Below are 16163 nucleotides of genomic sequence, written 5' to 3'. Positions count from 1 at the left end.
AGGCAGTAAAAGCCATCAATACGGCAATAGGACGCTGGATTAAAAATTTTATCATGTTTTTCTATCTATCAATTAACTCCACTAATCACTCATCACTGACCCGTTAATCACTGACCTTTACTGCCGCTTCATGTGCCAGATTCAGATTTCCGGTCACAATAATCGTATCTCCTTCCAGTAACCCCTTTTCAATCCCTTTCCGTGATTTATCCGAAACAACATATTCCGTTGCATTTTCCAATCCCGTATGCACATAATTCCACATAGCCTTACCTTCTTGTAAAGTAAATACCACTTGCTTACCGGAGCGTAATACAACAGCCGTTTTAGGAATGACCAATTGTTGCCCTAAACTTCTTCTGACACTTACTCTTACATTCATACCACTGAACAGTTTTCCTTGTCCGTTGACTACAGCCTTCACCTTTACCATTCCGTTCAAATCTACCAATGGATTGATTTCAGATACGCTACCTTCAAACGAATCTCCTCCGGCATAAGGAGTAATCATCACCTTATCACCTGTTTTAATAAAAGCCAACTCATTCTCCAACACTGTAAAATCAGCTTCCATCCCACGAGTATCAATAACCGTACAAAACACCTCGGAAGTATTAGCTAAATTATATGGTTTAGAAAACAGATTAGCCACTATTCCATCGAAAGGAGCAACCAGTGTAGCATGTTCTGTTTCTCTTTTCACCAATTCATATTGAGATCTCGACTGCTCATATCCGCTCTTCACTTTTGCCAGTTTCATTGTTTCCACAGGAACTTTGCTGAAATCTTCGGAGGTATACCCCTGTCCGATCAATACATCTTTCAGTTCCAACTCGGCTTTCAACAAAGCATCTTCCGCTTGAGACAGCTTCTGCTCCAAGCGAAATTTATCCAGTTCAGCTAAGTTCTGTCCTTTATGTACGCGGTCACCATTCTTCACATAAATACGAGCAATAACTTCACTTGTCTCAAAACGAAGATCAGCCTGTCCGAGAGCACTTACTTTGCCGTTACTGACTAATTCGTGATGAAAATCACGTCTCTTTAGTATTTGAGTAGTGACTTCATTCTTAGCATCAGGAAGAACAGTGGAAACACCTTGTTCCTGTTTATCTACATCGTTTTTCTTGCCAGAGCAAGATGTTATCAGAATCCCTAATGCCAGACATGACAATAACCATGTACTATTGTGTTTCATCATATTTATCAGTTTATTTGTTTCAATAATTTCTTTACTTCCACTCTCATCTCTTTTACCGCTGTCGATTGCACCTTCGGTTCTTTTGTCAGTACAACCTCAACCATACGCTTTAATTTTTCAGGTTGTTGGTATTCCGGCTCCGCATACAGCTTTGCCAGAAGATAATACGGATAAATTCGTCCCGGAAGTCGATGCGTAGACCGAATCAGACTCTCTTCCGCTTTCTCATACTTTCCTGATGCCTGATAATTTTTACCAATAATATTCAGAATCATTGGGTCATTACTATGCTCCATGGCTTCTTTCAACACTTTTGTAGAGCTATCATACTCCTTCAATTTATGCAAGCAATACCCGTATTCAAAAAGAAAGGCTCCCCGATTCTTCAATTCGGAATACAACTTTTCATATTCTTCTTTAGCTGATTGGTATGCTCCGATATTATAGAGCATTTTACTACGATACCAATCCTTACATACAACATATTGATTGTTTTTCCAATAATATGTCCCTAATAGAATTATTATCGAAATAAAAAATAATAGCATTATCTTCGAGCGTCCAATAACACAAGCAGCCAGCAGGAAATAGAAGGTCACTGCAAATCCTGGAATCTGCATCGGATAAGAAGAAAAAGCAAATACTAAAACAGAAATTACACCACCGCAAATACCTATTCGTCCTTCCCTACTCCCCTTCCAAAGACAAAACGCAATTATTAATAAAACGACAAATAAAAAAGGAATCCCATATTCTGTTGCTACTTGAAGATATTCATTAAAAGCATATTCCGGACTTCCTGCCACCAATTCTTCCGTCTCCGAATATTCTCCGTTGGCAAAATAATCTTCCTGCGCTCTGCCATAGGCCGAGACAAAATTCCCAGTTCCATGTCCTACAAGAGGACTTTCAGCGATCGCAAGAGTACTAATTTTCCACATGAACAAGCGCCCATTGGCGGAAGTTGCTTTTAACTGAAAAAGTGAGTAACCAATCACTATGAATATAATGCTTCCTGCAATACAGGCCAACACTACTTTTCTCTTATATATCTTTCTAATCTCCTTTAGTTTACTTCCCCATGAAACGTGCGTTCCATACACCCATGCGCCCGATACTGCGGCGGCAATCCAAGCCGAACGACTCATTCCGGCAGGTAATACACAAAGAATCAACAGCATCACTCCTAATGCCAGATAATACTTTCCCAGTTCTATCCATGTACGCTCCGTTTTTTCTTTTAAATTTAGCCATTCATGCAGACAAAGCGGAAATATCATTGCCAAATATCCCGAGTAAGGTCCCGGATTATAGAAAGATCCCGTGAGTGCATATAAGGAGTGATTGGAAACAGCGAAACCATATATTTGCCTCAATCCCCAAATAGCTTCAAACCCTCCCAACACAATCAATACCCACGTCACTATGGATGGAAAAGACAGATATTGTTTTCTATTCAAGCAAAAAGAAAGCAGATTACAAATGACAAAAACAACGGCCATACGTCCCAAGCATAGTTTTTGATATGCCATTTCGCCGACAGGGATGTCATTTGGAGTAGAAAAAGCTACTACACACAAAATTGCCGCAACTCCTGTAATAGTTATTACAGTCGCCATATTCCCTTTTGTTATTTGCTTCAATTCCAACTTGACTTTCATTCCTTATTTGATTTTCTTCATAATCCTATCCCAACGAGGTTTCTCCGTAAATTTATCTTCCGAATACCAGACACGGGCAGCCTTACCTACAATATATTCTTCAGGCAACATTCCCCAATATCTTGAATCCTGTGAATTTGCCATATTATCACCGGAAACAAAATAATAGTTCTTTTTAAAGCGATATTGGGTAATCACACTGTCTCCCAATACTATTTGTCCGTCTTTTATACGTAGTTTCTTCTTCTGTTCCCAACCTATCAACTGCCTGTATAAAAGACAGTTCGTACGGTTCATCATTACAGTCTGACCTTTCTTGGGAATCGGCAAAGGTCCGAACTCACGGATATTCCATCCAATTTGTTTGTCATACGGAAATGTACCTACCACAATGCCATGCTGTTCCGGATGCTTCAGATTCGCCAGATATTGCTGGGCATCGCAGTTTCCCAACTGTTCGTCACAACCACGTACTTTATAAAATCCCCCACGAATCTCCAAGGTATCCCCCGGCAGGGCGACACACCGCTTTACATAATACTGCATCACGTCCATCCGGACACTATCCCAACGGTTCATCTGATAAGGGAAATTGAAAACCAGTATATCATTTCTCTTGAAACTCCCCCATCCGGGCATCCTGTGGATAGTGACATCCTCATTATCCAAAGCTGCAAACACATCGAACAGGCGAGCCCCCCTTATCATCTTATTGACCAATATCCGGTCGCCATCCTTCAATGCCGGTTCCATAGAATCCGAAGGTATCCTGAATGAAGTAAAACAGAACAGTTGCATCAAGAACAGAACTACCACCATGCAGAATATGAAGAAAGCCAAATTCTCCAATATCGCCCGAATTCTCTTTATCTTGCCCATAAGCTCCCCTTTAGTTGAATCAATTTACGATAAGCCGCCAACCCTAACACACATTTCACACGTTCGTCATTTTCATCCAATAATCCGGTGAAAGGATATGTTTCTTTTTTCATCTTCTTTTGCAAATAATCCGCCCACATCCCCAATTGCTCCCAATGCATATCAGCGTAACTGAAGTCCTGTTCCGCCTCAACAACAGCAGTTGTCATCATCAGCATATTGGCAGCCGCCTCTACGGCACAGTCTTCCAATTTCACCTGTTTACCGGCAACAGGATACAAGCCTATATCATACGGCGGGTATTTCTTGCTCCAATGAATATCTTCACAGTACTCGAATATGGGATCCAACAAGCCTCTCATCCAGTCGGTACGATTAAAGAATAACAATACCGGAAAACTCTTATAAGCTTCCCTGACATTACCCAAAGTATCGCCCAAACAAAAAAGCTTATTATCAGAAAATGACATAAACCTATGAGAGGATACAAAATTACGGTAAGCAGGAAGCATTTGCTCCGCAAATCCCTTATCCCCTGCCCGAAATGCTTTGGAGTTCCACCGGTTATCCAGAAGATCACATTCTGCTTTAAGTTCCTTATATCTATTTCCTACGGATTTCATTGATTCTTTTACCTCCCTTGTCCCATCACTATTCCAAAGAGGAGACAGAACCTCGCCATCATATTGCAGCACCTGTCCTTCTTCATATCCGACAAGTAATACCCCACTATTCTTATCCTCTTCATTTCCCACGTACAGCTTTTGAGACAAGATGGCATGACCATCCATACATGAAAAGGTTGTTTCATCTGCTGCCATAGCCAGATACAAACTATCGGACTTCACAAAATGCCAACCCTGTTCAACCCAACTATTGACCTTACTCTTGCCGAACATCCATTCCATATCTACATCGAACAGGATTTTTATATTGTGTTGCTGTTTTCCTTCTGTGTGAGTCTGATAGGAAACAAAACCGACAGGCCATCCGGCCAAATCCCATTTTTCTGACAAGGAAGGGGAAACAAAATCAATCGAGAGTTCCACATCTCCGCATTGAAAAACGGTTCGGGTATGCATGGCTTGTACATCCATCAGTTTCAATGTGGCAGGTTCCGCATCACCATAATTCTTATTTTCTATATATAAGCCAAAATCCAGTAAAGCAGGACCTCCCGTATTACGACAGTATGCAGCCAGAACGTTATTGCCATTAACTATTTGATTCATACCTTCACCAGTTAAACGTTGACATTTCGGCCGGTTAGTAAATCCTTTCTCAAACAAATAGTTCCCATTGCAATAAAGCTTCACCTGATCATCACAGATATAGCGAATATAGACTTTTCGCCCCTCCAAAACCTCTTTTTGATCCACCTTCACATGCCTGCGGACATATATATTTTCAGCTCCCCATGCAGTGTAAACCGGGTATGCTCCTCTTAACGGTCCGAAGGCCCCTTTACCCTCATTCCACAAAGAATCATCGTATCCACATTGTTCCCATCCTTTGCCCGGAAAAAGATAAGAATATTTTGCCGACCACCCGAAACTGTCATTCGAAAGAGGAGCCAGAGGCAATATACGCAAGGAATCTCCCCCCAGAAAACGGTAAGCCTTGCCGTCCACTCGCAAAATGCCTGTTAACGGAAACTCTTTTCCTGACCTCAAACATGAATAACTCCTGTTGATTGTATCCCCTGTGACACTAATAGAAAAATCTGGAGAAAGCGCCAATAAGATATGTTTGGAAGGAGCTATGCCGGAAAAAGGCAAAAGTTCCTTATCGGGATGACAGGAACATATTAGAAGAATAATACCCGAAAGCATCATCATTCTCCATGTCATGACAAGATTATGATATGTTCTTATTTCCATCGTTGATTCCCTTTTTCGTAAACAAAAATTCTCTCGTCCACTCCGCGTGTATAGTTGCGCAGAAACAAAAGCGCATTTTCCGGAATATTCCGGAATACCAATGAGTCGGAGGCTGACTTGATTTTCCCGCCAGACTTCCAATCCCGGTCACAATAAAATAGTTCATAGTCATCGCCCGGGCGGACAAAGTTATCCCTGTTGCGCGGGGTATAGACAATGCGGTCTATCCGGATTTTCCGACCCAAATCAAGCCCGGTCCAACCTCCAGTAGGTTCGGAATAATCAAAAGAAGTCCACGTTCTTCCATCAAAAGCATTGGTGTATTCATGTGTTCCGTCATGTTCCCAACATCCGGGAGTACCTATGATCTTTCCCGACAAAGCGGCAGTATCATTCTTCTCATAAAAAGCGATTTCCGACACATTACAATGAGCATTGGGAGGTCCCACATATCTAATATAACGATACTCTTTATCAGACCAGCTTTTTACTGTCGTATTCAGCCGATCAGGTCTGCTTTGTATAATAAACAATGTATCTTTTTCTCCAAAATCAGTTCGGTTACTTCCTTCAAAAACGCCTCCTATCATTCGATCTCTAAACCAATTCTCTCCATCTATATTAGTTTTAGCATACAGTACCACCTCCTTCTTCTCTTTTCCAACGGAATAAAAATAAGTTTCATTTGCTTCTCTATCCGTATAAAAAGGATCAGTTAAGAAATGCAACGCTCCGTCCTCATAAGTAGCAACCCTCAAAACGGCACCGTTACGAACATATCGGAAGGCCAGATGACCAGCGTCGTAGACGGTCCAGTCAACCGGAATCCAATGATCCCTATTGCTAGCACATAGATAAGCAATCTTACCATTCCTAACATTCCTGTATTGTTTCTCTAAAGGAATGACCAGTTCTTTTTGGTATGAATACGCATAATCATAAGTTGTGTCCTTAAACTTGGGAATACGCCAGAACGGATATACTTTCTCTCCATATTGTGCCATCTGCTCATGTAACTCTCTATTCACACTAAAAGTATATCTATATATCTTGGCAGATCCTCCCCACCGGTACAGATCACATTTGCGAACACGTATCAATTTTGTCATAAAGTCGGACATATATCCTTCTCCATCTTTATCCCAGACTATCACCCAGAAATGACTGGCATTTACATCACCACGTGCAGACAGATAATCTATTGCACAGGGAATGCCTAAAGCCCGAAAGAGGTAGATTTCAAAATCCGTCAATTCTCTGCAACTTCCTACTTGGTACTGCACAAATTCAGGTCCGACATGTCCGAAAGAAAAAGGGGCTATAGAAGTATAAAGAGTCTGTTTATCCGGTAATCTAGCCATCAAATATTTAGCTACCACTACTGGATCTTCTTTGTCTAAGGTGTCGGATATACGCAGTGAATCCAGCAACGAATTATATTTCTCATAATATGTCTCGCGCCAATAGGTTAACGGTTCATCATCAATCCGGTAGGGCAACAGGTACTCACAAAATGTATCAAATGAAATATTCTTGCCCCAAGATTGCTCCTGCCAAACTTTAAATGCCCAATCAATGTTATGACACAAATAAGCGGAATCTATTTCTAGGATATCGCGTTTCTTCACAGGTTCTTTCATAGGTCCAAATACTTTCTCGACCGAATCAGAGATTTGTTGCGGCGTTTTATTCTTACATACTTTTAACCACGCGTAGTAGGACTTATAATTCTCTAATTGTTCTCCATCGGAATAGGTATAAAAAGGCATATTTTCTATCAAAAAGCAGGCCGCTTTGTATTTTAAACTGTCAGCAGGATTCTTTTGGTAATGACAAAGTACCTTTTCCAACTCTTTCCGGTTGTTTTTAGCAGATAGCAGGGCAGCTTCGAGAGGAGTTATCATTTCCTCTCTGAATGCCATCTTGTCTATAATTTGCCAGCCCAGCCAGATAAACAGCACCAAAACTATAAGTTGGATATATCCGAAATACTTCATCAAGCCTTTTTTAAATATTCATTTTGCATTTCCACTAATTTTCAGATAGAATGGAGAGCCTTCTGCATTACAATGCACGGTTATTGTTTTATTAAAATGTTCAGGATGTTCTGCTTGATATTTCACTTTCAAAGTCAAACTCTTGCCGGGTTGAACAGGTTCTTTAGGATATTCAACTGTAGTACAGCCACAAGAAGTAATCACATTATCTACTGCTAATAATTCTTTTCCAATGTTGGTCAGAATAAACTCGCAAGACTTTTGTTTCTTCCAATCAAATGTTTCCCAATCCATATACTTTTTATCTATCATAATTTTTGTTTGCTTCCTTTCCTCCGACACCAAAGCCTGCTTCTTATCCAGAATTATCTTCATATATAATTCTTTTATTTTGGGATTATGCATTGGATTACCTATAGCCAAAACCTTATTATGTTCATCTAACAGAAATGTTTGTAGCATTGCATTAGAAGGAAAGCGATTCAATTTATAAAGAGAATTATTCCTATCTATGCAAACCGGAACATCAAAATTCTGACTACATAATAGCAGCAATAAATCTCTCATATCTTTAGGATGTATAAAAAATAGAAAAGAAACTTTGTTTTCAGATATCGAATCTATCTGCGTTATCCATTCCATCCACTGTGATACCCTCAAAGTACACCCGAAGCATCCCACAGAATCTGTATAAACCAAGATTTTATATTTGTTCGTAGGTATTGAATTATATACAGAATCCTTACCCAACCGAGTAAAAATATAGCCATCATCAAATTTAATTTCTCTATTAATCCATTCCTCAACCACATTAGTGATTTCAATATTTGCCTTCTTTTGACATGAATGAAAACTCATTAATATAGCAAACAGAATCATATATAATATAACTTTAAGCATACTCCTCATTAATCATGATTATTGATAGAAAAACAATAAAAGAGAACAAAGTCTCAATACCATTCAAAGCCAAACTAAATCAATTCAATTCATTTCAGAAAAATCATATCTATGGTTAAATCATCAGTATCATTTTTCTCGTCTAGAATATTATCAACAAAAAAAGCGATACCACCATAGGTTGCATTCCAACTTGTAAAAGGACTATATCTACAATTCGATAATTTCATTTCACCGATTTTCTCCATATGCTCATCAAATAGCATCAAATATAAATCACGTTCATTTATAAGTTTTTCTACACCTTTCTTCTCATCGAAATCAACTTTGTCAGCATGTAAACGGGCATATATCTTATATTTGGGCAAATACATGACATCATAAAAATGGGGGTTTTCAAGCCAGTGTTTTTCCAAAGTGGCATAATCTCCCGTAGTCGTACATTTCTCTATTATATTAGAAGTATAGCGACTATCTGCCAATATGTATTTTCGTTCGTTTGTCCTCATGTTCAATGTATAAATAGAAGATTCGACGGGATAATTGTATACTATATTTTCACCTACAAAATTAACATTGGGAAAATTTATATATGCATATCCTTTACTCATATCCGGAATGATCTTGGATGGAGATAACCGATAAGTTGCCATCTTATCATCTTTATCCATGAAAATTTCTTTTACTATAAATGTATCAGAAGCTGTGTTTTTTACTAAAAACATTAGTGAATGGCGAGGGGAACTATAAAACAAATGGGAAGTGAACATTGCATAATTAGTATTTATTAATAATTGTTCTTGTTCCTCCAAATATTTCTTTAAATCAATGGTTCTTTTTATCGTTCCCGCACTATCAATCAAGAAAGCACGTTCTGACTCATCAGATATCCATACAGAATCTAACGATTGTACATATATTCCTGACAGACGAACAATAGCATCAGGACCATCCCCTGGTAATATAATCTGAGTTACTGATTTAGATTTCAGATTCATACAGTCTAAAGAATGTGATCGATAATTATAACCAATCAAGTAGTCCGTTGAATCAACGTGAACAGATGAAGACATATAATATGATTTTAGTTGCAAAATATCTTGTGGAGGAAATTTAATTTCCTCCACTTCTATTGTAACTCCATCATTATTATCATCCTCTTTCCCTGTTCTTTGTCCTGTGCATGATACCAAAGTCATACACAACATCAAAAAAAGGATTTTTAAAGATGACATAATAATCAACAATTAGTTAAATTTGCACATCGATTATCCCTATCATATACTGTAGAACCACACTCTGCACCTGCATGAGTAGGACATGGACGTAAATAGTAAGGACCACCAGTTTCTCCTCCCCATGCAAAAGCTTCTACATTAGCCAAAGCCAAATCTGACAATTTTGTTTCATTCTGTGATATATAAACATTGTATCCTGCTACTATTGCAACTATAGCTACAACTACCATACTTAATAATTTCCTTTTCATATTTAATTCTTTATATTAGTAAATAAACTTTCATTTTTTCTGTATCTATCCTTTCAACAGAATAGCAATAGTTTGCTACACTAAATTTTAGTCTTATGTTTGCATCGGAATAACCTCCTTTCTATTAGGGGTTAAGGAGCAGATGATGTTTAAGCAAATCCGACAAGATTGAACCAGTTCATCAGTCTGCTCCTTGTTTATTATGTTATTAACTAGCCATTCAACCAAAATCAAATTTTAGTATCGGTTGATCGCTATTTACATCCGTCGCCATGATCGTTTTAGTAGCTTCATCCACCCAAATTCCATATATATAATGGTCGAGTACATATTTGCATAACGGTTCTCCTTTCAAACTAAATACATAAATATATTTTCCTCCATCAGGAAGCTTTCCGCTTTGTCTCGCAATCTCCTTAAAAGGCGTTCCATGAAATACTACATAAATGGCACTATCTGTTACTTGTACATCACTAAATCCCATAATTCCCGTAGGTATACCATATCCATCTGATATTGTAAATTCAGGTTCACCATGCCCACCTATACGAACAACATAGGTACTATCTTTCAAATTATAAACCTCAAGGACCTCCCCCAACTGGGTAACTACCGCCAATATTCCATTGTTAGGATTGTAGTCTAGGAAACTCCTCCATGCTTGGGCTAACGCTGGACGAGCATTTTTCAATGCTTTTTCATCAATAGTCGGAATAACCCCTATCTTATCTATAAGCCTCCCATTACGGTTAACTCGACATAAACGATTTTCACCGGAATAGTCAGGAATAATAAACATTGTATCATTATATATAGCAAAATCAAGTGGTCGAAGTATATCTTCATCCAATGTTACCGTTTCGTCACGAAGCAGTGAATCACCGGATGAAGAAAAGTCTAACCTAGTTAATTCACTTTTATTGGCATCCAATGTCCAGACTCCACGATCCTGCAAACGAAAATTCTCCATTGATAACATTTCTGTAGGTGAATCACCACGCTTGCCAAAAGAAGATAAATACTGAAAACTAGGATATTGGAATAAGTGTCCATAATGATCAAGACCATGTAAATCCATTACAATAGCTTTATCTTCTTCAATTCGTATCCTAAATGGATAGCGTAACAGGGCTGTATCAAGCTCTATGACTTCTCCTTTTAGCTCTTTTTCTCGTGGAAATTCAGAATAAGCAAATACATTGTCCGCATATTCTTTATGTTTCTTACTACAAGAAATCAGAAATAAAAAGAAAAAAAACAGATACTTAATATCATTCCTCAAGGCTGTATCCTCCAAAGACATATTTAACTTTAGCATGAGCTATCGGACAATCTACAGATCCTGATCCCAAACATTTATACATATTTGTACCTTCACCCGCAGCTAAAGCCTCTATATTATAATTGAGTAATGTATTGAATGAAACGTGGTGATTAGCTGGACGTTTTACCGTTAAATACACCATTAGACATAAAAATAAGAAGAATACCAGTTTTCTCATATTGCTTTTTGTTATAAGATTAATATGTGAACAAAGGTAGTAAACTGGCAAAAAGAAGCTATAAAATGTGGCTGACCATTTCTGACCTACTATAAATTATAATCTAAAGAGATATTACAATTATCTAAAAATTGCCATTTCATCGAGGTTTATAGCTATTAAAAGAATTTTAGATTATAGAACCAATTGATACCCATCTACACATTTTTCTATATCAATAGAAGAATCTAACTCTTTTATGTTAGAACGCAAACGTGCTACCGCTTTATGAATTCGATCATTTGTAGCACTTCCATCAGACCACAAATTCTCACTAATATCACTATTTTTTAAAACATATCCTGTTTCTTCCATTCTAAGAAAAAGCTCCAATAGCTTACTAGGCTGTGGCTGCAAATACTTTTGTCGCCCATTAAACTCTATTACTTTTTGATCTGCATGAAATATAAAACCTTCATGTAATTTATAAGAACATATAGAAGAACTATCATTCATTCCTTTCACTATTTTTATAACAGGCTTTTCTATAACTTCCTTCTTTCTTATAGAAAATATTTTATTTTGAACAAATAAAATAAATTTGTAAATCATATATATACAAACGATGTATATCAATAAACCCAAAATGATTTCCATATATAGCATATTCCAAACGGAATAATGAAGATAAGCCATTACCTCTATTTCACAAGCATAGCCTATAGAAACAATAAACACCAAATTTGAGAACTTACGCCATTCACTATAAGAGGTAGATGCTGATGTCACATCACCAAGCCTATCTACAACGGAAACATATAATGCTGCTTCCATTGAGATACCCGACTCGTTTAAATACTTTTTCCAAATAAGATTCAATGAATCTGGCTGAATGGGATGTTCTTTAAAAGCAACGCTATGCAGCAAACGAACACTAGTATCTGTCGTTATATTGTTGTAATGTTTTGCCTTATCTAACTTTAACTTATATACACCTGTAGAATCTGCATAGATTACCGAATCCGGTAATTCTGTAAATCCCACATTTGATACATCCGGAAGAGTAAGCATCAAAGGACCTTCCCCTTCCACATTCCGACTTTTCAGTTCCTGATTAAATGCCTTAATAAAAGCTTCTTTCGCCTCCTCTTTAAGCGCAGATAGCTTAGATTCATAAGAGTACTTGCAAGCAAAAAAGAATGCAACTACACCAATACAAGCAATAACAGCTAACAGAATAATATTTTTAGTTCTCATCGTGTTTCATTTTATATCCTTTTCGAGCACAAAGATAACATTTTTTACATCAATCGACGAGTTAGACAGATAATACCATACTACAAAAAACATATTCCTGCGATTTTCTAGCAGGGACGTTAGAGAATAAGTTATCAACCTTTTCACCCATATAGTAAAAGCACCTGTCCTATTTTTAAGATTTACCTGTTTAATTTTAAAGTAAAAATGAAGCAAAGAGAGAAATAAATGCATAAATCAATGCAAGAATATACCGTTTTCAGACTAAATATTACATAAATAAGGGATAAAAAACGAATTATTTACCGCTAACTAAGCTTTGTTCCTCACCGAGGAACGACTCGTTGCCCGGTGTGCGTCGCTTCCTTCCTCACCGAGGTACAATACATTCATCGGTGAGACCCGAGTTTATCGGTATATTTTCAGCTATTTCATACTATATTCCATCCAAATCAAATATAGCAAAAAGAAAGTACTTATCAAATAATCAAACGAATATCCGCAAATAGCCTCTTTACAGCAAACAATAAGCATCCAAATAGCCTAAAAACAAAGCACCACGGATTTCCATAATTCCTAATTACTCACATATTTATTTGCATACAAGACTCTGTCTTAAATTCAAGCAGGAGAAACGCATAAAATATCCTATTTTCATGTATGTTCTCATTTCAAGACTTCCATATATAAAAAAATCCTATATCATGTCTAAGATGATATAGGATACTAACAATTATATAGAGGCGTTTATTACAACGCCTTTATTTCTTCTATGGACAAGCCTGTGACTTGCGAAATAATATCAAGAGGAATATTCAGAGACTTCATATTGCTTGCAGCTTCCCTTTTCTCTTCCAGACGGCCTTCATTAATTCCTTCCACACGACCTTCAGCATGACCCTCTGCGCGTCCTTCTGCACGTTCAGTGAATATATTATCCTTTAATATTACAATATTATCCAAATGGCGATAGTAAGCATCAAGCTCTGCTTTAGTCATCTTGTCAAGTTTTAATCGTTCACGGGCCTCCGTTAAACCGGGAGCAGTAGCACTATCAGGAATATCACCTGTATTCAGATAATAAATCCATTCTTCCAACGGACTTTTAGCTACCTGATTAAAATCATTGACCTTCAAAATATAATATTCAGGATAAAGTTGACTTACTGTATCCACTTTAAAAGTTTGTTTCTGAAAAGGAGTCAGTTCAAGCATATCTCCCTGATGAATTCCCCGGAATTCCGTTTTACCGTGATATACGGTATCTTTACCACTACCCAAAGAAAAATAGACAATATTGACACTATATACTTTACGTACTTTATCATAACCTTCTCCACGATTAATATACTCGGTTACTAATTTTGAAGTACCAAACAGCATACGTTGAAAATAAGCATACTCATTATTATTCTGAACTTCAATCAGAATAAGTTCACCTTTCGAGTTTTCAGCAAGCATATCTACACGATTATACTTATCAAACTCATCTTCTTGATTGCTTTCACTCTCCAACAGTTTCTGAATGACTATCTTTTCATTCAAAAGAGTAGTTAGAAAGCCCTCAAGAACTGCAAAATTGGCTTTATTACGCAATAAACGCTTCATAGCCCAATCGAAACGAATATAATTACTCGGCATAAGTTCGTCTCCTTTCTTGTTATCTTGTTTCATGCTAACAAAGGTAAGCAGAAAATGTTTGATTCCAAGTATATATGCTTCAATTTCTTTCTACTAAGAATATTCTATCTTCCACTGTCCCAAAGTCCGCGTTACACTATCGAAATTCACTCCAACTTTAACAACCTTACGATGGTCTATCTCATAAGGTATGGCATATTGTTTACTATTAATTTGTGCCAACGCTTCTTCAGGAGTTCCGTCTACCTTAAACTCAAGCACATAAATCGCATCAGGCATCTTTATCACTACGTCAGCCCTGCCAATAGCATTCTTAACCTCTACATCCACATATTGCCCCATCAAACGGAATAACAAATAGAATATGGTCTGATAGTGTTTTTCCTGATTGTTTTCCAAATCATAAGGTATGGAAGAAAAGAAAGAACGAGTACGAAGAAGACATTGCTCAATATCACCTTTCATCAAGTCTCTTACGAAAGAGACTACATAGAAATTACTTTCACGGGTTGGCTGATTAAGATAAGAAGGAATCAGTGTCTCAATAAAGCCTATTTTAACTTCTTCGTTCGGATAACCTAATGTGTATGTACGAAAAAGAGGTTCATATCCTTTGATAGTCAAATAACCACTCTGATAAAGTACAGGAATCGGATCAGTGATCACTTCCGTTGCTTTATCAAAGTCTTCATCTTTCACTTCCATCTTCTCCAATAAATTGAGACTGAAGTCCATTCGCTGTAACATTTCAATCAAGAAAGTGGGCGTACCGGTAGAGAACCAGAAACTTTTATAATCCCTTTGAGAAAAAGCATTGAAAAGACTGAACGGGTTATAAATATCTTCACAGTTTTTGCTAAAATGATAACCGTCATATTGCCGTTTCAAATGCTGGCAGGCTTCTTCATAAGTCTCATTGTTCGCTTGGGCTATCCTCTCAATATCCGGCAGCATCTGACTCCGCAATTCCTGTTCTGTAATACCGCAAATAGAACTGTAATCATCACTCATACTGATATTCTGCAAGTTGTTTAACTCACTGAATATGCTCATCTGACTGAATTTACTGATACCTGTCAGAAATAAAAAACGAAGGTATTGTCCTTGGGCTTTGAGAGGACTGAAAAATTTCCGCATCTCAGTTCGCAATTGTCCTTGTAGAACAGAGTCACTATTACTATCTAGTAAAGGTGCATCATATTCATCAATCAATACAACAACCTGTTCTCCTGTCTGTTGGTAAATTCGCTGAAGCAAACCCGTCAAACGGGCAGCATAGCTCGTTTCTTCTTCATTTTTTCCATAAGTTCTCTCCCATTCACTTAAATAAAGATTCAACTGTTCTTGCAAATCTTCTATAGTGGTATATTTTGTTCTGCTAAAATCAATATGTAACACAGGATAAACAGTCCATTCCTGCTCCAACTGCTCCATCGCCAATCCTCCAAACAATTCCTTTTTTCCGGAAAAATACGCTTCCAACGTAGAGACCAGAAGACTTTTTCCAAAACGACGCGGACGACTAAGAAAATAAACCTTATCTGTATGGGTTAATTGATAAATTAACGCTGTTTTATCAATATATACACAATTATTATTGCGCAAATCCTCAAAATTCTGTATCCCGATAGGATATCTTCTGAATATCTCCTTCATATCAATCTAATGTTTTTATTGAAACCACAAACAAAGATAACGTTTTTACATGTATCCTACACAAATACGGGAAGAAATAACTATCAACAATAAAAAACAAATGATTCCTACATCGGGAAAT

Annotated in this window: 13 protein-coding genes; all 13 read right to left on the bottom strand. The window is 37.4% G+C overall.

Annotated elements, in window-relative coordinates; translation table 11 throughout:
* Positions 1 to 103 precede the first annotated feature (103 nt).
* The 13 genes from ACT8YW_RS07310 to ACT8YW_RS07250 all read right to left on the bottom strand — a co-directional run bounded on the left by ACT8YW_RS07310 (position 104) and on the right by ACT8YW_RS07250 (position 16042).
* Positions 104 to 1198, bottom strand: a complete 1095-nt coding sequence (locus ACT8YW_RS07310; RefSeq protein WP_444104510.1) for an efflux RND transporter periplasmic adaptor subunit — start codon at positions 1196 to 1198, stop codon at positions 104 to 106.
* An 8-nt stretch (positions 1199 to 1206) separates the two neighbouring features.
* Positions 1207 to 2862, bottom strand: a complete 1656-nt coding sequence (locus tag ACT8YW_RS07305; RefSeq protein ID WP_250700669.1) for an O-antigen ligase family protein — start codon at positions 2860 to 2862, stop codon at positions 1207 to 1209.
* 3 nt (positions 2863 to 2865) lie between these two features.
* The gene (gene lepB, locus ACT8YW_RS07300; protein WP_444104504.1) at positions 2866 to 3741 is read right to left on the bottom strand and encodes a signal peptidase I; all 876 of its coding nucleotides are present in this window, start codon (positions 3739 to 3741) and stop codon (positions 2866 to 2868) included.
* Positions 3729 to 5621: a glutaminase domain-containing protein gene (locus ACT8YW_RS07295; protein WP_444104503.1), complete on the bottom strand. Its 1893-nt coding sequence runs from the start codon at positions 5619 to 5621 to the stop codon at positions 3729 to 3731. The genes lepB and ACT8YW_RS07295 overlap by 13 nt, the downstream gene beginning before the upstream one ends.
* Positions 5612 to 7618, bottom strand: a complete 2007-nt coding sequence (locus ACT8YW_RS07290) for a transglutaminase domain-containing protein (protein WP_444104502.1) — start codon at positions 7616 to 7618, stop codon at positions 5612 to 5614. The genes ACT8YW_RS07295 and ACT8YW_RS07290 overlap by 10 nt, the downstream gene beginning before the upstream one ends.
* An 18-nt stretch (positions 7619 to 7636) precedes the next feature.
* The gene (locus tag ACT8YW_RS07285; RefSeq protein WP_444104501.1) at positions 7637 to 8497 is read right to left on the bottom strand and encodes a DUF1573 domain-containing protein; all 861 of its coding nucleotides are present in this window, start codon (positions 8495 to 8497) and stop codon (positions 7637 to 7639) included.
* A 110-nt stretch (positions 8498 to 8607) separates the two neighbouring features.
* Entirely contained in the window at positions 8608 to 9753 is a 1146-nt protein-coding gene (locus tag ACT8YW_RS07280; RefSeq protein WP_032851183.1) for a hypothetical protein, read from the bottom strand.
* 5 nt (positions 9754 to 9758) lie between these two features.
* Positions 9759 to 10007: an NVEALA domain-containing protein gene (locus tag ACT8YW_RS07275; protein WP_009039504.1), complete on the bottom strand. Its 249-nt coding sequence runs from the start codon at positions 10005 to 10007 to the stop codon at positions 9759 to 9761.
* A gap of 220 nt (positions 10008 to 10227) precedes the next feature.
* Positions 10228 to 11310, bottom strand: a complete 1083-nt coding sequence (locus ACT8YW_RS07270; RefSeq protein ID WP_149945548.1) for a BF3164 family lipoprotein — start codon at positions 11308 to 11310, stop codon at positions 10228 to 10230.
* Entirely contained in the window at positions 11279 to 11509 is a 231-nt protein-coding gene (locus ACT8YW_RS07265) for an NVEALA domain-containing protein (protein WP_074705171.1), read from the bottom strand. The genes ACT8YW_RS07270 and ACT8YW_RS07265 overlap by 32 nt, the downstream gene beginning before the upstream one ends.
* Before the next feature lie 174 nt (positions 11510 to 11683).
* Positions 11684 to 12745, bottom strand: coding sequence for a winged helix-turn-helix domain-containing protein (locus ACT8YW_RS07260; protein ID WP_444104500.1), 1062 nt, complete (start codon positions 12743 to 12745; stop codon positions 11684 to 11686).
* Between the two features lie 750 nt (positions 12746 to 13495).
* The gene (locus tag ACT8YW_RS07255) at positions 13496 to 14419 is read right to left on the bottom strand and encodes an Rpn family recombination-promoting nuclease/putative transposase (RefSeq protein WP_444104499.1); all 924 of its coding nucleotides are present in this window, start codon (positions 14417 to 14419) and stop codon (positions 13496 to 13498) included.
* A 60-nt stretch (positions 14420 to 14479) separates the two neighbouring features.
* A complete protein-coding gene (locus ACT8YW_RS07250; RefSeq protein ID WP_444104498.1) occupies positions 14480 to 16042 on the bottom strand; it encodes an ATP-binding protein in 1563 nt (520 codons plus the stop codon).
* Positions 16043 to 16163 lie beyond the last annotated feature (121 nt).

The organism is Bacteroides sp. (assembly GCF_052357945.1).
GTDB lineage: Bacteria > Bacteroidota > Bacteroidia > Bacteroidales > Bacteroidaceae > Bacteroides.
Note: the sequence above shows the minus strand (reverse complement) of the source record. Positions and strands in the feature narration are given on the sequence as shown.